The sequence below is a fragment of the Staphylococcus sp. GDX7P312P genome (assembly GCF_008385775.1).
Taxonomy (GTDB): domain Bacteria; phylum Bacillota; class Bacilli; order Staphylococcales; family Staphylococcaceae; genus Staphylococcus; species Staphylococcus haemolyticus.
Map to the genome: position 1 here is coordinate 1 of NZ_VUKI01000031.1, position 19,570 is coordinate 19,570.

The 19,570-nt window shown below is 32.9% G+C and carries 19 protein-coding genes; 16 read left to right on the forward strand and 3 right to left on the reverse strand.

What is annotated here, in order from left to right; translation table 11 throughout:
- Positions 1–110 precede the first annotated feature (110 nt).
- Complete coding sequence (locus F1592_RS09310) at positions 111–1,808, reverse strand: Rqc2 family fibronectin-binding protein (protein ID WP_149809539.1); 1,698 nt, start codon at positions 1,806–1,808, stop codon at positions 111–113.
- A gap of 158 nt (positions 1,809–1,966) precedes the next feature.
- Between F1592_RS09310 and gmk the strand changes: the two genes are divergently transcribed.
- The 4 genes from gmk to priA all read left to right on the forward strand — a co-directional run bounded on the left by gmk (position 1,967) and on the right by priA (position 6,572).
- On the forward strand, positions 1,967–2,590 hold the full coding sequence (gene gmk, locus F1592_RS09315; RefSeq protein ID WP_016930696.1) for a guanylate kinase: 624 nt from the start codon (positions 1,967–1,969) through the stop codon (positions 2,588–2,590).
- Complete coding sequence (gene rpoZ / locus F1592_RS09320; protein ID WP_011275989.1) at positions 2,590–2,802, forward strand: DNA-directed RNA polymerase subunit omega; 213 nt, start codon at positions 2,590–2,592, stop codon at positions 2,800–2,802. The genes gmk and rpoZ overlap by 1 nt, the downstream gene beginning before the upstream one ends.
- A 162-nt stretch (positions 2,803–2,964) precedes the next feature.
- Positions 2,965–4,164: a bifunctional phosphopantothenoylcysteine decarboxylase/phosphopantothenate--cysteine ligase CoaBC gene (gene coaBC / locus F1592_RS09325; RefSeq protein ID WP_149809540.1), complete on the forward strand. Its 1,200-nt coding sequence runs from the start codon at positions 2,965–2,967 to the stop codon at positions 4,162–4,164.
- On the forward strand, positions 4,164–6,572 hold the full coding sequence (gene priA, locus F1592_RS09330; RefSeq protein WP_053017062.1) for a primosomal protein N': 2,409 nt from the start codon (positions 4,164–4,166) through the stop codon (positions 6,570–6,572). The genes coaBC and priA overlap by 1 nt, the downstream gene beginning before the upstream one ends.
- 62 nt (positions 6,573–6,634) lie before the next feature.
- On the opposite strand, the gene F1592_RS09335 is transcribed toward priA, so the two are convergent.
- A complete protein-coding gene (locus F1592_RS09335) occupies positions 6,635–6,838 on the reverse strand; it encodes a TM2 domain-containing protein (protein ID WP_037552326.1) in 204 nt (67 codons plus the stop codon).
- 177 nt (positions 6,839–7,015) lie between these two features.
- Here F1592_RS09335 and F1592_RS09340 point away from each other — a divergent pair, with 177 nt between their 5' ends.
- The 9 genes from F1592_RS09340 to F1592_RS09380 all read left to right on the forward strand — a co-directional run bounded on the left by F1592_RS09340 (position 7,016) and on the right by F1592_RS09380 (position 15,969).
- Positions 7,016–7,504: a peptide deformylase gene (locus F1592_RS09340; protein WP_149809541.1), complete on the forward strand. Its 489-nt coding sequence runs from the start codon at positions 7,016–7,018 to the stop codon at positions 7,502–7,504.
- Entirely contained in the window at positions 7,497–8,429 is a 933-nt protein-coding gene (gene fmt, locus F1592_RS09345) for a methionyl-tRNA formyltransferase (RefSeq protein ID WP_053017117.1), read from the forward strand. Before F1592_RS09340 ends, fmt begins: the two co-directional genes overlap by 8 nt.
- Positions 8,426–9,733 carry a 16S rRNA (cytosine(967)-C(5))-methyltransferase RsmB gene (rsmB, locus tag F1592_RS09350; RefSeq protein WP_149809542.1) on the forward strand — a complete coding sequence of 436 codons (1,308 nt, stop codon included), beginning with the start codon at positions 8,426–8,428 and terminating at the stop codon, positions 9,731–9,733. The genes fmt and rsmB overlap by 4 nt, the downstream gene beginning before the upstream one ends.
- Position 9,734: 1 nt before the next feature.
- Entirely contained in the window at positions 9,735–10,829 is a 1,095-nt protein-coding gene (gene rlmN, locus F1592_RS09355) for a dual-specificity RNA methyltransferase RlmN (RefSeq protein ID WP_053017063.1), read from the forward strand.
- A gap of 5 nt (positions 10,830–10,834) precedes the next feature.
- Positions 10,835–11,578, forward strand: coding sequence for a Stp1/IreP family PP2C-type Ser/Thr phosphatase (locus F1592_RS09360; RefSeq protein WP_053017064.1), 744 nt, complete (start codon positions 10,835–10,837; stop codon positions 11,576–11,578).
- Positions 11,575–13,602 (forward strand): Stk1 family PASTA domain-containing Ser/Thr kinase, encoded by a 2,028-nt coding sequence (pknB, locus tag F1592_RS09365; RefSeq protein ID WP_053017065.1) that lies wholly within the window; start codon positions 11,575–11,577, stop codon positions 13,600–13,602. The genes F1592_RS09360 and pknB overlap by 4 nt, the downstream gene beginning before the upstream one ends.
- A gap of 198 nt (positions 13,603–13,800) precedes the next feature.
- The gene (gene rsgA, locus F1592_RS09370) at positions 13,801–14,676 is read left to right on the forward strand and encodes a ribosome small subunit-dependent GTPase A (RefSeq protein WP_053017066.1); all 876 of its coding nucleotides are present in this window, start codon (positions 13,801–13,803) and stop codon (positions 14,674–14,676) included.
- Complete coding sequence (gene rpe, locus F1592_RS09375; RefSeq protein WP_053017067.1) at positions 14,676–15,320, forward strand: ribulose-phosphate 3-epimerase; 645 nt, start codon at positions 14,676–14,678, stop codon at positions 15,318–15,320. Before rsgA ends, rpe begins: the two co-directional genes overlap by 1 nt.
- A gap of 7 nt (positions 15,321–15,327) precedes the next feature.
- Positions 15,328–15,969, forward strand: coding sequence for a thiamine diphosphokinase (locus F1592_RS09380; protein ID WP_037537890.1), 642 nt, complete (start codon positions 15,328–15,330; stop codon positions 15,967–15,969).
- Positions 15,970–16,030: 61 nt separating this feature from the next.
- Here the strand turns inward: F1592_RS09380 and rpmB are convergent, their stop codons facing one another.
- Positions 16,031–16,219 carry a 50S ribosomal protein L28 gene (gene rpmB / locus F1592_RS09385; RefSeq protein ID WP_011275976.1) on the reverse strand — a complete coding sequence of 63 codons (189 nt, stop codon included), beginning with the start codon at positions 16,217–16,219 and terminating at the stop codon, positions 16,031–16,033.
- A 281-nt stretch (positions 16,220–16,500) separates the two neighbouring features.
- On the opposite strand from rpmB, the gene F1592_RS09390 reads away from it, so the two are divergent.
- The 3 genes from F1592_RS09390 (at position 16,501) to F1592_RS09400 (ending at position 19,536) form a co-directional block, all read left to right on the forward strand.
- Complete coding sequence (locus tag F1592_RS09390) at positions 16,501–16,869, forward strand: Asp23/Gls24 family envelope stress response protein (protein WP_011275975.1); 369 nt, start codon at positions 16,501–16,503, stop codon at positions 16,867–16,869.
- A 20-nt stretch (positions 16,870–16,889) separates the two neighbouring features.
- Complete coding sequence (gene fakA / locus F1592_RS09395; RefSeq protein WP_053017068.1) at positions 16,890–18,548, forward strand: fatty acid kinase catalytic subunit FakA; 1,659 nt, start codon at positions 16,890–16,892, stop codon at positions 18,546–18,548.
- Between the two features lie 184 nt (positions 18,549–18,732).
- On the forward strand, positions 18,733–19,536 hold the full coding sequence (locus tag F1592_RS09400) for a thermonuclease family protein (protein ID WP_053017069.1): 804 nt from the start codon (positions 18,733–18,735) through the stop codon (positions 19,534–19,536).
- Positions 19,537–19,570 lie beyond the last annotated feature (34 nt).

A 19,570-nucleotide genomic window follows, 5' to 3' on the forward strand; every position in this document is an offset into this window, starting at 1 on the left:
GTTAGTTTTCAACTCGCGTTGCCTGAAAAATAAAAAATAGGATTAGAACCGAATTTATAAATGCATTTTGTTCTAATCCTATTTTTTATTATATAGTTATTTTGTCGTTCTTATTTGACTTTCATACTTTGAATTTTGTCATAATCTGGAGTTGCAAATAATGTTTTTTGATTGTCATAAGTTACAAACCCAGGTTTAGCGCCTGATGGTTTATGAACATTTCTTATTTCCGTATAGTCTACGGGAATTTGACCAGAATTACCCGCTTTTGAGAAATAACCAGCTAACATAGCTGCCTCTTTAATCGTTTCTTCACTTGGTGCATCATTCAAAATGACAACGTGTGAACCTGGAATATCTTTTGTATGGAACCATATATGGGTCTTTTGAGCTTTGCGATTAGTTAAATAATCATTTTGCTTATTATTTTTACCTACTAATATAGTATCGCCATCCGTAGAGATATATGTTTGAAGTTGAATTTTATCATGCTTCTTCTTTTTGATGTTTTTACGTTGCTTCATAAATCCCTGTTCTGCTAATTCATCGCGAATATCATCAATTTCATCAACTGTAATATGATCTAATTGCTGTTCAATATTTGCAAAATAATCTATGTTTTCACGTGTTAAATGAATTTGATGATCTAATTCACGTTCACGTGTTTTCATACGATTATATTGCTTGTAGTAATATTGCGCATTAACTGATGGTGATTTAGTAGGATTCAAAGGTATCGTTATTTCCTCATTGGTGTAGTAATTTAATACAGTTACAGCGTCATCACCTTGATTAATACGATAAATATTAGCGGTAATTAATTCACCGTAAAGTTGTTGCTTATCTTTATCTTTAGCACTTTCATATTCATCTATAAGTTTACTTAATTTATGCTGATATTTTTGAGATTGTTGTTGCACAAATCGAACTAAATCATTTGCGCGTTGTTTAACGCGTTCTCTTTCACCACGTGCATCATAGTAGCGATCTAATAATTCATGTAAGGACGCATATTCAACCATGTCATCATGAAATTGATTTAATTTCATAAAATAAAAATCTTCTTTTCCAGTTTCATGATTTTTATGGAAAATAGGGACGGGTGTTTTCAATGTCTGGTTAATAACTTCGTCATATGCTTTAGGTAACGTTTCCGTTGTCATAAATTGATAGCGATTAACGATTTCATTAGTAATGAGAGGACTAAAGCCTTCGAAAGTGTTTAATAATTGTTTCGCAATTTTACCACTATTGAAATCTATATATTTTAAAGCTTCTTCGCCTGTTATATTAAAAGGGTTCAATTTGTTTTGAGTAGGTGGCGCTTCATATTTGAATCCTGGCATAACAGTACGATATTGATTGGTATTAGGGGTTAAATGTTTAAACCCTTCAATTATTTTGTAATTGTCATCAACAAGTAACAAGTTACTATGTTTACCCATGATTTCTAAGATAACCGTGCGGTAAATGGTATCACCAATTTCATCTTTACTTTCAATATCGATTTCAATACGACGATCATTACCAATCTGACGTATAGCTTTAATAATGCCACCTTCTAGATGCTTTCTAAAAACACGAGCAAACATTGGCGGTTCAAATGGATTATCATATTTTTTAGTCGTAATATGCATTCTTGAAAAACTAGGGTGTATGGATAGTAGTAGTTGATGATTTTTGCGATTTTGACGTATAACTATAAGGATAGTGTCATTTTCAGGTTGGTTGATTTTATGAATTCGTCCTGATACTAAAAACTGTATTGATTCAACTATTTTTTTAGTGAATAAGCCATCATATGCCATAAATAATTTCCACCTTCAATTTAATCATTCAGTATATTGTAACATGGTAGAATGATAGCGTCATGATTTAAGTTTATGTTGCATACTCTATACAATTTTAACTACAATATGATATTATATTTAAATAATAGAAGAATAGCTTAGAGAGGTCGTAAGGCATGGATAATGAAAAAGGATTACTAATTGTTCTTTCAGGTCCTTCAGGAGTAGGCAAAGGAACTGTTCGCAAAGAGATATTTGATGATCCAACTACATCATATAAGTACTCTATTTCAATGACGACACGAAATATGCGTGAAGGTGAAGTTGATGGTGTAGATTACTTTTTTAAGACGAAAGAAGAATTTGAAGCTTTAATTCAGGAAGATCAATTTATTGAATATGCTGAATACGTTGGAAATTACTATGGTACACCTGTTCAATATGTTAAGGATACGATGGCTGCTGGACATGATGTGTTCTTAGAAATCGAAGTAGAGGGTGCCAAACAAGTAAGAAAGAAATTTCCAGATGCATTATTTATCTTCCTTGCACCACCTAGCTTAGATCATTTGAAAGAGCGTTTAGTTGGACGTGGCACTGAATCAGACGAGAAGATACAATCCAGAGTAAATGAAGCACGTAAAGAAGTTGAGATGATGAATCTTTATGACTATGTTGTGGTAAACGATGAAGTCCATTTAGCGAAAGAACGTATTCAATCAATTGTTGAAGCAGAACACTTAAAACGCGAACGTGTTGAAGCTATATATAGAAAAATGTTATTGGAGGCCAAAAAATAATGTTAAACCCACCATTAAACCAGTTACAATCTAAAATTAATTCTAAATATTTAATTGCTACGACTGCAGCTAAGCGTGCACGTGAATTAGATGAAAGACCTGAAACGGCTTTATTAAGTGGATATCATTCAGCTAAACCTGTTGGTGAAGCGTTAGAAGAAATTGCTAGCGGTAAAATTACACCAGTAGTTTCTGATGAATTCACAATGTAAAAAGCGAATTAAATATAATTTTTTATATGCACATCTTATTGATTTAAGTATAACCACTTTTCAATAAGATGTGTCTTTTTAATTAAACGTTTAATTTGTGTATAATAAATTTAATATAAATTATGATTAATAATCGAGATAGTAAAAGGGAGAAATACGATTATGAAACACATTTTACTAGCTGTTACAGGTGGTATTGCAGCATATAAAGCAATAGATTTAACGAGCAAATTAACACAAGCCGGTTACGATGTACGTGTGATGTTATCAGAACATGCTCAAGAATTTGTTACTCCACTCGCTTTCCAAGCTATTAGTAGAAATCCAGTATATACTAATACGTTTAAGGAAGAGAATCCACAAGAAATTCAACATATCGCACTAGGTGATTGGGCAGATGCGATTGTAGTTGCCCCAGCTACTGCCAATGTGATAGCTAAATTAAGTGTGGGAATAGCAGATGATATTGTGACATCAACCTTGATAGCTACTGAGACGCCAAAGTTTATTGCCCCAGCAATGAATGTACATATGTACGAGAACAACCGCACGCAACATAATATTAACGTTTTAATGGAAGATGGATATCACTTTATTGAACCTGGGGATGGTTATTTAGCATGTGGTTATGTTGCTAAAGGACGAATGGAAGAACCTTTGCAGATTGTCAAAGTTCTGAATGATTTTTTCAATTCTCAAAAGAAAAAAGAAGAGAGTTCATTTAAAGGTAAACATGCTTTAGTGACAGCTGGACCAACAGTCGAGGTGATTGACCCAGTTCGTTTTGTATCAAATCGTTCTTCTGGAAAAATGGGTTACGCATTAGCTGAGGCATTAAGAAATAGAGGCGCACATGTTACATTAGTAACTGGACCAACACAACTAGCTGATCCGATTGGTGTAGATGTTGTTCATATTGAAAGTGCAGAGGAAATGTTTGAAGCGGTGACGACACGTTTTGATAAGCAAGATATAGTTATTAAAGCAGCAGCTGTTTCAGATTATACGCCAATGGAAGTATTAGATCATAAAATGAAAAAGCAAGATGGCGATTTAGCTGTGACGTTTAAACGTACTAAAGATATTCTTAAATATTTAGGTGAACATAAAGTACAACAATACTTAGTTGGGTTCGCTGCTGAAACGCAAAATATAGAAGCATATGCACAAGATAAGTTAAAACGAAAAAATGCAGATGTCATTATTTCAAATAATGTAGGTGACAAGACGATTGGTTTTAAATCAGATGATAATGAATTGACAATGCATTTTAAAAATAAAGAAATGATTAATATTAAGAGAGGCAAAAAAGTTCAATTAGCTGAACAAATTTTAGATGAATTAGAAACTAGGTGGCAATAATGATTGCAAAGGTAATAGTAGATATTCCTTCTAAGAGCGTTGACTTCAAATTTGATTATCTTATACCTAAAAATTTAGAAGCGTTTATTCAAGTTGGCGTCAGAGTTGTAGTTCCATTCGGTCCTCGTACAATTCAAGGATACGTGATGAATATTGAAACTGAACCAAGTGATGATATTAATCTTGAAAAACTTAAAGAAATCAAAGAAGTCCAAGATATAAAACCTGAATTAACTTCTGAATTAATTCAATTAAGTGAATGGATTAGCCATTATCATGTATCAAAAAGTATTTCTGTATTAGAGGTCATGTTACCGAGTGCTATCAAAGCTAAATATACTAAAGTCTTTGAAGTTGTGAAACATAATGATATGAATGAGCAGTTGCTGAAATTTTTTGATTCCGACGGTCAATATAAGTATAAAGATGCCCAAAAAAATGACCATCTTCCTATTTTAAATAAACTCTTAAAGGCTGGTACTGTAAAAGAAGTAACCCTATTATCTCAAAACATTAAAAAGAAAACACAGAAAGCAGTACGTATTATAGATGGATATCATCCAGATGAAGTCCTTGCTAAACTTGAGAAAAAAATCAAACAATATGATGTATATGCTTACCTTCTAGATGAGCGCCATAAAACTGTCTTTTTAAAAGATATGGAAGAAATGGGTTTTTCTAAATCAAGTATTGATGGATTAGTTAAAAAAGGTTTCATCGAAAAATATAATGCTGAAGTAGAGCGTGATCCTTTTGCTAATCGAGTGTTTGAACAAGAAGAGAAACGAGAACTGACTTCAGAACAACGTATTGCTTATGAAAATATTAAAGAGAAAATTAATAATAGTGAACAACGAACATTCTTACTACATGGCGTGACAGGTTCAGGTAAAACTGAAGTCTACTTGCAAACAATTGAAGAAGTACTTAATAAAGGTAAAGAAGCAATGATGTTAGTCCCTGAAATTGCATTAACACCTCAAATGGTTTTACGATTTAAGCGTCGTTTTGGTGATGATGTAGCAGTATTACATTCTGGCTTATCTAATGGTGAACGGTATGATGAATGGCAAAAGATTAGAGATGGTAGAGCCAGTGTAAGTGTTGGAGCTCGTTCAAGTATTTTTGCCCCTTTTAAAAATTTAGGAATTATCATTATAGATGAAGAGCATGAATCAACGTATAAACAAGAGGATTATCCCCGTTATCACGCGAGAGATATTGCTGAATGGAGAAGTCAATTTCATCAATGTCCTCTAGTCTTAGGAAGTGCAACACCAAGTTTAGAATCATATGCGCGTGCTGAAAAAGGTGTGTATCAGCTACTAACGTTACCTACAAGGGTTAATCAACAGGCTTTACCTGCAATAGATATTGTTGACATGCGAGAAGAATTAAGCGCTGGCAATCGTTCGATGTTTTCTAATGAATTACGAGAGGCTATTGAAGAACGATTACGTAAAAATGAGCAAATCGTATTATTTCTTAATCGTCGAGGATATGCATCATTTATGTTATGTCGAGATTGTGGTTATGTACCACAATGTCCACACTGTGATATCTCATTAACCTATCACAAGTCTACGGACCAATTAAAATGTCATTATTGTGGTTATCATGAGGTGCCTCCAAATAAGTGTCCTAATTGTGAGAGTTCGCATATACGTCAAGTAGGGACTGGTACACAACGCGTAGAAGAAATCTTGCAACAAGAATTTGAAGAAGCGCGTATTATACGAATGGATGTTGACACAACTTCTAGAAAAGGTGCTCACGAGAAATTACTTAATGAATTTGAAGAAGGTAAGGGTGATATTTTATTAGGTACACAAATGATTGCTAAAGGGTTGGACTATCCCAATATTACACTAGTAGGTGTTTTGAACGCAGATACAATGTTAAATCTACCTGATTTCCGTGCTAGTGAACGGACGTATCAACTATTAACGCAGGTAGCTGGAAGAGCGGGACGTCATGATAAACCGGGTAGAGTTATTATTCAAACATATAATCCAGAACACTATGCTATTGAAGATGTTCAAAAGAATGATTATCTAACCTTTTATCAAAAAGAAATGGAATATAGAAAGATAGGTAAATACCCACCATACTATTTTTTAATTAATTTTACGATATCTCATAAAAATATGAAAAGAGTGATGGAGGCCTCCAAACATATTCATCAAATTTTATTGCAACATCTAACGGATCGCGCGTTAGTTTTAGGGCCATCTCCAGCAGCCATCGCACGAATTAACAATGAACATCGTTTTCAAATTTTAGTTAAATATAAGAGCGAACCAGAATTATTGAAAGCACTTCAATTTTTAGATGATTATTATCATGAAGCTTATTTAAAAGATAAGTTAGCATTAAAAATAGACATTAATCCGCAAATATTAATGTAAAAAATAAGAGTTACGCAATTATTAGGGATGGGTTCCTAAATTGCGTAACTCTTTTACTTTAATTACATTACAACATTTCCGTTTTCATCTGCTGGTCTTAATAATGTTAGGACGCCACTTATAATTGCAATAATGTGTGGAATTCCTGTCCAGAAAAAGGCCAAGTGTAAAAGTCCTGAAATTGTTTTACCTGCATAAAATTTATGAACGCCGAAACCGCCTAAAAAGAATGCGAGCACAATGTATATAATTTTATTTACTTCCATATTTACACCTCCACTGTTAAATATTGTATTTATTGGTATCTTTAATATATATTTTAAAGGTATAGAAAATAAAAGCAATTAAAACAGATTGAAGTGCCTAAATTTAAGACTAAGGTCGCATTTCAAAGTGAATTAAGTTATAATTATATGATGAATTTTTCAAGAGGAGCATATTTAATGGCGATACAAAAATTAGTCCAGTCAACGCATCCTGTATTAACTAAAAAAGCACAACCTATTAAAGCGTATGATGCTACATTAAAAGATTTATTATTAGATTTGGAAGACACATTATATGCAGAAGAGGCCTCAGCTTTATGTGCGCCTCAAATCGGCATAAGTAAACAAGTAGCTATCATTGATATGGAAGTTGAAGGATTATTGCAACTAATCAATCCTAAAATCAAATCAGAATCTAATGATAAAATAATCGATCTTGAAGGCTCTGTAAATTTACCGGGTATATATGGAGAAGTCGAACGTAGTAAAATGATCACAATTGAAGCGAATGATTTAGAAGGTAATACGATTGAACTAACTGCATATGACGATGTAGCTAGAATGATACTGCATATAATCGATCAAATGAATGGTATACCATTTACAAAACGTGTACAGCATTTATTAACTGATGAAGAAGTGGAGGCGTATTTTGAAAATGACTAAAGTGATATTTATGGGGACACCTGATTTTTCAACTAAAGTATTGGAAATGTTAATCGAAGAGCATGACGTCATAGCAGTCGTGACTCAACCCGACAGACCAGTTGGACGTAAACGGGTATTAACACCACCACCTGTTAAACGAGTGGCTGAAGAACACAATTTACCTGTGTTTCAACCAGAAAAATTAAATCAATCTGATGAATTGGAGCAACTATTACAGTTAGAGCCCGATTTAATCGTTACTGCAGCTTTCGGACAGTTATTGCCTGAACAGTTATTACAATTACCTAAGTTAGGTGCAATTAATGTTCATGCATCATTATTACCAAAGTATCGCGGTGGCGCACCAATACATCAAGCGATAATAGATGGTGAAGCTCAAACAGGAATCACGATCATGTATATGGTTAAAAAGCTAGATGCAGGAAATATTATTTCACAAAAAGCTATTAATATTGAAGATAATGACAATGTAGGTACGATGCATGATAAGCTTAGTGTACTCGGTGCTAAACTACTAAAAGAAACGCTACCTTCAATCGTAAATCGCACGAATGATAGTATTGCACAAGATGATGCACAAGCAACATTCGCTTCAAATATTAGCAGAGAAGATGAAAGAATTGATTGGACTATGAATGCAAAAGATATTCATAATCATATTCGTGGCTTATCTCCATGGCCAGTTGGCTATACAACTATGGATGATACAAATTTAAAATTATATGCAGCACATATCGTCAGTAATAAAAAAGGTCAACCTGGTGAGATCGTAGAGACGACTAAAAAGTCAATTGTTGTTGCTACAGGATCAGATGATGCAATTGCTTTAACAGATATTCAATTAGCTGGCAAGAAACGTATGCTGGCATCAAATTATTTAAGCGGTGTACAAGAATCGCTAGTTGGGAAAATATTAAAATGACACAATCAGTGAGAGAATTAGCGTTTCAAACAATTCAAGAAATATTTAATGACTATGCATACAGTAATCTGAGAATTAATGAAGTTTTATCTGCTGGTAATGTTTCTAATATCGATAAACCTTTATATACTGAACTCGTATATGGGACAGTAAAGAGAAAAATGACATTGGATTTCTATCTTAGACCTTTTGTGAAGACAAAAATAAAAAGTTGGGTCAGACAACTGTTATGGATGAGTTTATATCAATATATTTATCTAGATAAAGTACCGAATCATGCCATTATCAACGAAGCAGTAAATATTGCAAAGCGTCGTGGGGGACCTCATAACGGTAATGTTGTAAACGCAATATTGAGAACAATCTTTAGAAGTGAATTGCCAAGTTTAGAATCTATTAAGAATGATAAGCAGCGTATGGCCATTGAATATAGTATTCCAAAGTGGATTATTGAACATTGGATTACGCACTATGGTGTTGAAACGACACGAAAGATGGCATCATCATTTTTTGATCAAACTGCGGGTACAGTTCGTGTTAATACAAGTAAAAATAAAGTTGAAGACGTCGTGTCAAGTTTGCAAGGTGAAGGATATGAAGTTAAAGTCGATGAATTGATTCCATATTGTTTACATCTAAAAGGGCGTCCAATTATTGAATCTTCAAACTTTAAGAATGGAAATATTTCTATTCAAGATAAAAGCTCAATGTTTGTAGGATATTTGATGGGTGTTGAAGAAAATGACGTTATTTTAGATGCTTGTAGTGCACCTGGAGGTAAAGCGTGTCACATAGCTGAGTTATTGGCGCCAAGTGGTCACGTGGATGCTACAGATATCCATAAGCATAAAATTGGTTTAATAAAAGAGAATATTGTAAAGTTACAACTTAATAACATTAAAGCTTTTGATCATGATGCAACAAAACCATACAAAGATGTATATGACAAAATTCTTGTCGATGCACCGTGTAGTGGTTTAGGAGTGCTTAGACACAAGCCAGAAATTAAATATGTTCAAACGCAACAAGATATTCAAGACCTAGTTGAATTACAGTTAGAGATATTAGACAATGTAAAAGATAACTTGAAACCTGGTGGTACACTAGTTTATTCAACATGCACTATTGAACAACTTGAAAATGAAAATGTTATTTATACATTTTTAAAAAATAATAAAGACTTCGAATTTGAACATATGACTCACCCAGTTACCGGTGAACAAGTGAAGACAATACAAATTCTACCCCAAGACTTTAATTCGGATGGCTTTTTTATCACTAAAATAAAAAGAAAGGAAAGTTAAGATGATAACTACTGAAAAAAAGAAGAAAAATAAATTCTTGCCTGATTTTGAAAAACAGTCGATTTACTCATTAAGATATGATGAACTGCAAGAATGGTTAGTAGAACAAGGCCAACAAAAATTTAGAGCCAAACAAATATTTGAATGGTTATATCAAAAGCGCGTAGATAGCATTGATGACATGACAAATTTATCCAAAGATTTGCGTCAAGTTTTAAAAGATAATTTTGCAATGACAACATTAACTACTGTCGTTAAACAAGAAAGTAAAGATGGAACAATTAAATTCCTATTTGAACTACAAGATGGCTATACTATTGAAACCGTATTAATGCGTCATGACTATGGAAATTCAGTTTGTGTGACAACTCAAGTTGGTTGTCGTATCGGTTGTACATTCTGTGCCTCAACATTAGGAGGCTTAAAACGTAATTTAGAAGCCGGAGAAATTGTTTCACAAGTCTTAACAGTTCAAAAAGCATTAGATGCAACTGATGAACGTGTATCCCAAATTGTTATAATGGGTATTGGTGAACCTTTTGAGAATTATGATGAAATGATGGATTTCTTACGTATCGTTAATGATGACAACAGTTTAAACATCGGTGCACGCCATATTACAGTTTCAACATCAGGTATAATTCCACGTATTTATGATTTTGCCGAAGAAGACATTCAAATTAACTTTGCCGTAAGTTTGCATGCAGCTAAAGATGAAATTCGATCTAAATTAATGCCGATTAACAGAGCATATCATGTAGATAAATTAATGGAAGCAATCAAATATTATCAAGAAAAAACAAATCGCCGTGTGACATTTGAATATGGATTGTTCGGTGGCGTAAATGATCAACTAGAGCACGCACGTGATTTAGCACATCTTATTAAAGATTTAAATTGTCATGTTAACTTAATCCCAGTTAATCATGTTCCAGAACGAAATTACGTCAAAACACCTAAAGACGATATTTTTAAATTTGAAAAAGAACTAAAACGATTAGGTATTAATGCTACAATTAGAAGAGAACAAGGATCAGATATTGACGCAGCATGTGGACAATTAAGAGCGAAGGAACGACAAGTAGAAACGAGGTAATCACAATGCTAAACGCACAATTTTTCACAGATACTGGACAACATAGAAATAAAAATGAAGATGCAGGAGGTATTTTTTATAACCAAACCCAACAACAGTTATTAGTATTATGCGATGGTATGGGTGGTCATAAAGCGGGGGAAATTGCAAGTCAGTTTGTTACTTATGAACTTCAAAAACGTTTTGAAGATGAGAATTTTATTGAGTATGAACAAGCCGAAACTTGGTTGCGTTTTAATTTAAAAGAGATTAATCGTGAACTATTTGAATATGCTCAAGCTAATGAAGAATACAAAGGTATGGGTACAACATGCGTTTGTGCCCTGGTATTCGATAAACAATTGGTAGTGGCCAATATAGGGGATTCTAGAGCCTATCTAATTAACTCTAGAGAAATTGAACAAATTACTTACGATCATTCGTTTGTAAATCACTTAGTGATGACAGGTCAAATAACTGAAGAAGAAGCTTTTACACACCCGCAACGTAATATTATTACTAAAGTAATGGGGACAGATAAACGAGTGAGTCCAGATATATTTACAAAACGTTTTAATCATTATGACTTTATAATGTTAAATTCTGATGGTTTAACGGACTATGTTAGAGGTGAAAGTATTCATGAGTCTTTTAATGAATCATTATCATTAGAAGAACATGGGGAGCAACTAATTCAATTAGCATTAAATCATGATTCAAAAGATAACATCAGTGTCTTAATAGCAGCTATTGTAGGTGATCGTCTATGATTGGTAAGATAGTTAGTGAACGTTACAAAATAGTAGATAAGCTTGGTGGCGGTGGTATGAGTACCGTTTACTTAGCAGAAGATACCATTTTAAATCGTGAAGTAGCGATTAAAGCAATCTCTATTCCTCAGAATGAAAAAGAAGAAACGATGAAGCGTTTCGAACGAGAAGTTAACAATGCGACACAACTTTCACATGAAAACATTGTTGAAGTATATGATGTTCAAGAAGATGAAGAGTGCTTCTTTCTAATTATGGAATATATAGATGGACCTACTTTATCAGAATACATACATAGCCATGGACCTTTAAGTGTAGATACAGCTATTGATTTCACGAATCAGATTTTAAAAGGTGTGGCACAAGCGCATGAAAAACTTATCATACATAGAGATATAAAACCTCAGAACATTTTAATTGATAAGAACAAAACACTAAAAATCTTTGACTTTGGAATTGCAAAGGCGTTAAGTGAAACATCTATGACACAGACGAATCATGTATTAGGTACAGTTCAGTATCTCTCACCAGAACAAGCTAAAGGTGAAACTACGAATGAAGCAACTGATATCTATTCCATCGGTATCGTTCTATACGAAATGTTAGTTGGTGAACCGCCTTTTAATGGTGAGACAGCCGTTAGTATCGCAATAAAGCATATTCAAGATTCAATTCCAAATGTAACGGAGTTAAGATCTGAAATACCTCAATCACTAAGTAATGTCGTACTTAAAGCAACGGAGAAAAAAGCCTCTGATCGCTATCAAAGTGTTAAAGATATGAAAGAAGATTTAAGTAGCGTGCTTGTGTCTAGTCGTGCTAATGAAAAGAAGCATTCTATTGAAGAAGATGAGACAAATACAGTATCGATTGATAGACAAGATATTAAAAGTAAAATAAAAGAAGAAAATGAACAAAAACAAATTGCACAAACGATGCAAATACCGATTGTTAATGAGCATCATTTTCAAACTAGTGAAGCACAAATTTATGAACCACCTAAGAAAAAACGTTCAAAAAAGAAGAAATTCGCTATTGCGCTTATTTTACTATTATTAGTCGCAAGTTTATTTGGTTTTATAGCGATGGGCATGTTTGGTAGTAAATATGCGGAAATGCCTGATCTTAAAGGTAAAACTGAAAAAGAAGCGGAAAAAATACTGAGACAATCTCATTTAGAAATTGGTAATATCTCTAGAGATTACAGTGATGATTATCCGGAAAATAAAATAATAAAGACTAAACCAAAACAAGGTGAAAGAGTTAATCAGCATGAAAAGGTAGATATTGTGCTTTCAAAAGGTCCTGAACGTGCTAAAATGCCTAATGTTATAGGCATGAAAAAAGCAGATGCATTAGATAAATTGAAACAATCTAAACTTGATCATGTGACAGTCAATCAAGAATATAATAATCAAGTACCTAAAGGTGCTATAGCTAAGCAAAGTGTTAATCCTGATAGTTATGTTCGCATAAACGATCATCAAATTACTTTAACCGAATCATTAGGTGTTAAAAAGGTATATGTTAAAAATTATGAAAATAAAAATTATCAAACTGCAAAGAAAGAACTTGAAAAAAGTGGTCTAAAAGTACAAATGACGACAGAATCAAGTAATAATGTTAAAAAGGATAATATTATTTCACAAAGCCCTAAAAATACAGAGGTTGAAGAGGGAAGTACTGTACAATTCATTGTTTCAAAAGGAAAAGCATCTTCAAAAGATGAAGACAAAGATTCAGAGAAATCTAAATCTTCTAGTGAAGACAAGTCTGATGATAAACAAAAAGTTAAGAATTATACAGAAACATATCACATCCCATATACGGGAGATGACGAAAGTCAAAAAGTTCAAGTTTACATTAGAGATAAGGACAATAGTGGCACATCTGCTAGCCAAACGTTTAGTATAAAAGATGACAAAACGATAACGATTCCGCTTAAAATTGAGCAAGGCTCAGATGCGGGCTATACGATTAGAGTTGATGGCGATGTAATTGCAGATAAAGATATAGAATATTAAATTTAACCCTTTTAGTGAATGGAATAATGCACATTCGCTAAAAGGGTTTCTTAGTAAATAAATAAATCGTAAAATTATTATGTAAACTAAAAATAAATATATAATGATAAATCATTTCTTCAATTCACTTCTGGATATAATAATCTTCAAGCATTTGCTATAATAATTTAATATAAATAATGATTAAGAGGTGTCATTTTGGAAACTGGACGAATTATCAAACTAATTAGTGGTGTCTATCAAGTAGATGTTGATGGAACTTTATATGATACTAAACCACGCGGTCTTTTCAGAAAGAAGAAATTTTCACCAATTGTGGGGGATATCGTTGATTTTGAAATTCAAAACACAAGTGAAGGCTATATTCATCACGTTCACGATCGTCATAATGAATTGAAACGACCACCAGTTAGTAATATTGATGGCTTAATCATCGTGATGAGCGCTGTTGAACCAGATTTCTCAACGCAATTGTTAGATCGCTTCTTGGTTATTGCACATTCGTATGATTTAGAGCCGAGTATTCTAGTGACTAAAAAGGATTTAGCCTCTGAAAATGAAATTGAAAAAATTAATGCGTGGTTAAAAATTTATGAAAAAATTGGTTACAATACGCAATTTGTAGGCAAGCATACGAGTCAACAAGAAGTTGTGGCTACATGGCCTAAAGGGCTCATTGTATTAAGTGGTCAATCAGGTGTAGGTAAATCGACGTTTATCAATGCGTTTAAACCAGAACTAAATTTAGAAACTAATCATATCTCTAAATCGCTTAATCGTGGTAAACATACAACTAGACATGTAGAGTTGTTTGAAAGAGAATCTGGTTTTATCGCAGATACACCTGGATTTAGTGCGCTAGATTTCGATCATATTGATAAAGATGAATTGAAGCATTATTTTATAGAAATGAATCGCTTTAGTGAGGAATGTAAATTTAGAAATTGTAACCACATTAAGGAACCAAAGTGTCATGTCAAACAGCAATTAGAAAATGGTGATTTAGCACAATTTCGCTATGATCACTATATTCAATTATATAATGAAATTTCAAATAGAAAGGTCAGATATTAATGAAGAAAATCTACCCATCACTTTTATCAGCCGATTTTTTAAATTTAGAGAATGAAATTAAAGCTTTAGAAGAAGCACAAATTGATGGTCTGCACTTTGATGTAATGGATGGTCAATTTGTACCTAATATTTCTATTGGTATTCCTATTCTTGATTCAGTTAGAGCAACTACTCAATTACCGATTGATGTTCATTTAATGATTGAACAACCTGAACAATATATTAATACCTTTGCTGAACACGGTGCTGACATGATATCAGTACATGTTGAGGCTACACAGCATATTCATAGAGCATTACAAATGATAAAAAATGCCGGAAAGAAGGCTGGCGTTGTAATTAATCCTGGTACACCAGTTGAGTCATTATTACCAGTACTTGAAATTGTTGATTATGTACTTGTTATGACTGTAAATCCAGGATTTGGTGGTCAATCATTTATAGAAGCATGTGCAGCAAAAGTGAAAATCTTAAGAGATTTAAGACAATCATTAAATTTAAATTTTAATATCGAAGTTGATGGTGGTATCAACAATGAAACTATTAAAATATGTGCTGATAATGGGGCAGATATGTTTGTTACCGGTTCTTATTTCTTTAAACAGGAAGATTATGGTAAGGTAACACAATTATTGAAAGGCTGATATTGATATGCGAATCAATTTATTATGTAGTGACCGTCATTTGCCATCAGATGTATTAACCGCATTGAAGCAGGACTGTTGGGGCGGGATTGACAGAGGTGCACTTATTCTTATAAATCATTCTATTATTCCAGTTTTCTCAGTTGGAGATTTTGATTCTGTTTCAGAAGAAGAACGTCATCAATTGAAACACGAATTAAATATCAAACCAGTTAAGGCTGAAAAAGATGATACTGATTTGGCATTAGGTGTAGAGGAAGCTGTTAATAGAGGATTTACAGAAATACACATTTATGGCGCAACAGGTGGTAGATTAGATCATTTTATGGGTGTTTTGCAAATACTACAAAAGCCAAAATATGTAGAACAAAACATCTTAATTATTGTTGAAGATCTACAAAATGAAATTAAGTTATTGAAGCAAGGTAGTCATGAAATTCGTAAATTACAAAATTATCCATACGTTTCATTTATTCCAGTTAGTGATATGGTTGCTTTGTCATTAGTTGGATTTAAATACAATTTGAATCAGCAACCTCTTGAAAAAGGATCTACACTTACATTATCGAATGAGGTTAAAGAGAATATTGCACAAATCGAAGTACATGATGGACAAGTCTTACAAATTAGAAGTAGAGATGCAAATTAAAATTAAGCATAAAAAAATGCCTTCACCACATATGAAGGCATTTTTTAGTGCATTATATTTATTAAACTCTAGTAACTTTACCAGATTTTAAAGCACGAGCAGAAACCCAAACTTTTTTAGGTTTTCCGTCAACTAAAATTCTAACTTTTTGAAGGTTAGCATTAAATCTGCGTTTATTCGCATTTAAAGCGTGTGAACGATTATTACCAGTCGATGCTTTACGACCTGTTACGTAACATTGTTTACCCATCAAAGTACCTCCTTTAATAAATATAAATACACTTGACTACTTATATACTTAAATAAGATACCATATATAAAATTTTAAAGCAATGAAATTAAAGTCGTTTTCTTTAAAAATGTTTTGAAATTTATAATTTATGGTATAATTGTAAGCTGAGGAGTTATGTAATATATTTAATTAAGTTATTAAGACTTATTTATGGAAGAATCGGTTATTTTCAATTATGAATTTAATTGTAAATTTTATAGTTTCGTCATTTTTAAACAAATTTCAGGAGGAATATAAAGATGACAATAGAAATCTCAAATGATTATGGTAAAATCGATATCTCAAATGAAGTCATTGCTTCAGTAGTAGGCAGCAAAGCTGTTGAAAGCTATGGTATTGTAGGTATGGCATCAAGACAACAAGTTAGAGATGGCATTGCCGAAATTTTAGGACATGAAAATTATGCTAGAGGCATTGAAGTAAAAGAAAACAATGGTGTCATTGATATAGATATGTATATTATTGTAAGCTATGGTGTAAAAATTTCAGAAGTAGCAAACAACGTACAATCATCAGTAAAATATACACTTGAAAACTCACTAAATGTTAAAGTGAATTCAATTAATATATTTGTACAAGGTGTAAGACTTAATAATAAGGGCAAGTAGGTATAGGAGGACTTAGCAGGATGATTAGCAAAATTAATGGTAAATTATTTGCCGATATGATAATACAAGGGGCACAAAATTTATCTAATAATGCAGATTTAGTGGATTCTTTAAATGTATACCCTGTGCCAGATGGCGACACAGGAACTAATATGAATCTTACAATTACTTCTGGACGTGAAGAAGTTGAAAATAATTTATCTCAAAGCATTGGTGAATTAGGGAAGACATTCTCTAAAGGATTACTTATGGGTGCTCGTGGCAACTCAGGTGTTATTCTATCTCAATTATTTAGAGGTTTCTGTAAAAATATCGAAACTGAAAATGAAATAAATGCGCAACAACTTGCAAGTAGTTTTCAAGCGGGAGTTGATACAGCTTATAAAGCAGTGATGAAACCGGTTGAAGGTACGATCTTAACTGTTGCTAAAGATGCTGCAAAAGCTGCGGTTAATAAAGCCGAAGAAACAGATGATTGCGTTGAAGTTATGGAATATACAATTGCGGAAGCTGAAAAATCATTAAATAATACGCCAAATCTACTTGCCGTATTAAAAGAAGTTGGTGTAGTAGATAGTGGCGGTAAAGGGTTGCTATGTGTGTATGAAGGCTTCTTAAAAGGATTGACAGGTCAAACTATTGAAGCTAAAAAAGAAAAGTTAAACACAGAAGAATTAGTACATGAAGAACATGATTTCCACGGTGTGATAAATACAGAAGATATCAAATACGGCTATTGTACTGAAATGATGGTTCGCTTTGGAAAAGATAAAAGAGCATTTGATGAACAAACATTTAGAACAGATATGAGTCAATTCGGTGATTCTTTACTTGTGATTAATGATGATGAAATTGTTAAAGTGCACGTACATACTGAAACGCCTGGTGAAGTGTTCAACTATGGTCAAGAGTATGGTGAACTTATTAAATTAAAAGTTGAAAATATGCGTGAACAACATCGTGAAGTGATTAGAAAAGAGAAACTAAATCATCATTCTGAAGAGCAAGAAGAATCAAAAACAGTTGAGACTGCGATTATCGCGATTTCAATGGGTGATGGTATTTCTGAATTGTTTACATCTATGGGTGCGACACATATCATAAGTGGTGGGCAAACAATGAACCCTTCAACAGAAGATATTGTGAAAGTAATTGAGCAATCGCAATGCAAACGCGCTATTATTCTACCAAATAATAAAAATATTAGAATGTCGAGTGATCAAGCTGCAACTTTAGTTGAAGCGGATACAGTTGTTATCCCTACAACATCAATACCACAGGGTATTGCGGCATTGTTCCAATACGATCCTTCATCATCGCTTGAAGATAATCACTCTCATATGACAACAGCATTAGAATCAGTGAAATCTGGTTCAGTAACATTTGCTGTTCGTGACACTAAAATTGATGGTGTAGAAATTAAAAAAGGCGAATTCATGGGATTGTCAGAAAGTAAAATTGTTACAAGCAATGATGATGAATTTGCTACAGTCACTGGTTTGCTTAAAGCTATGCTTAATGAAGATAGTGAAATTTTAACTATCATTGCTGGTGAGGATGCAAATGATGAAATCTCTGACAAATTAGTAGAATGGGTTGAAAGTGAATACCCAGATGTTGAAGTAGAAGAACATAATGGTGGACAACCGATTTATCAATATTTATTCTCAGTTGAATAACTAATTTCTAAAATAGCTATGAAGTAATCTATGACTATAGAATGCTTCATAGCTATTTTTTATATGGAGCTAAACTTTCATTTTCTTATAAATGATTTAAATGATAAAAATATTAAAATTTTAATAGTATTTTTTATGATATTTAGTATAAAATAAAGGTATATTAATTATTAGGAGAATACTTATGGGGAACATATATTTAGTATTTATTTGTCTTTTTATTATTATAAGTCTTATGTTAATTCTTTTTAAAAAGAAGGTTGCTATTGCAAGTTTGTCGATTTTAATAGCATTTACCTCAATATTAGTAGTAATGCCACAGCACATCGTTAATGCGCAAAGTAATGTATTAACAAAAGAGAAAGTTAAATTTGTGAAGGGCATCGACGGAGATACTGTTCAACTTCTTTACAAAGGAAAGAAATCAACTTTTAGATTGTTGCTTATCGATACACCTGAAACTAAAGATCCACGTAAACCTGTTCAAAAATATGGTCCAGAAGCTAGTCGTTTCACGACAAATATGTTAGCGAATGCTCGTACTATTCAAGTGCAGTTTGATAGAGGGCAACGCACAGATAAATATGGTCGTTATTTAGCGTATGTTTATGCTGATGGTAGAATGGTTAACGAAGCCGTTGTAAGACAAGGATTAGCACGCGTAACATACATTTATCCACCTAATAATACGTTCGAACAGATGTTGAAGGTGAGTCAATCGAAAGCTCAAGCTGAAAAGCTAAATATTTGGAGTACGACAACATCGAACTCTAAAACCAAGTCAGGTCAGACATCTACTGCCAAGTCTACTGTGAAGCCAACAACACCAAAGACCTCGCCTTCAAAAACAACAAAAAAGCAATCTAAAGAAAATTATAAAAATTGTACTTTGATGAGAAAGAAATATCCCAATGGAGTTAAAAAAGGACATCCTGCTTATCAATCTAAGTTAGACCGTGATAAAGATGGATGGGCATGTGAAAGATAATCATTAATCATATAGTGAATTAGGGTGCGGAACA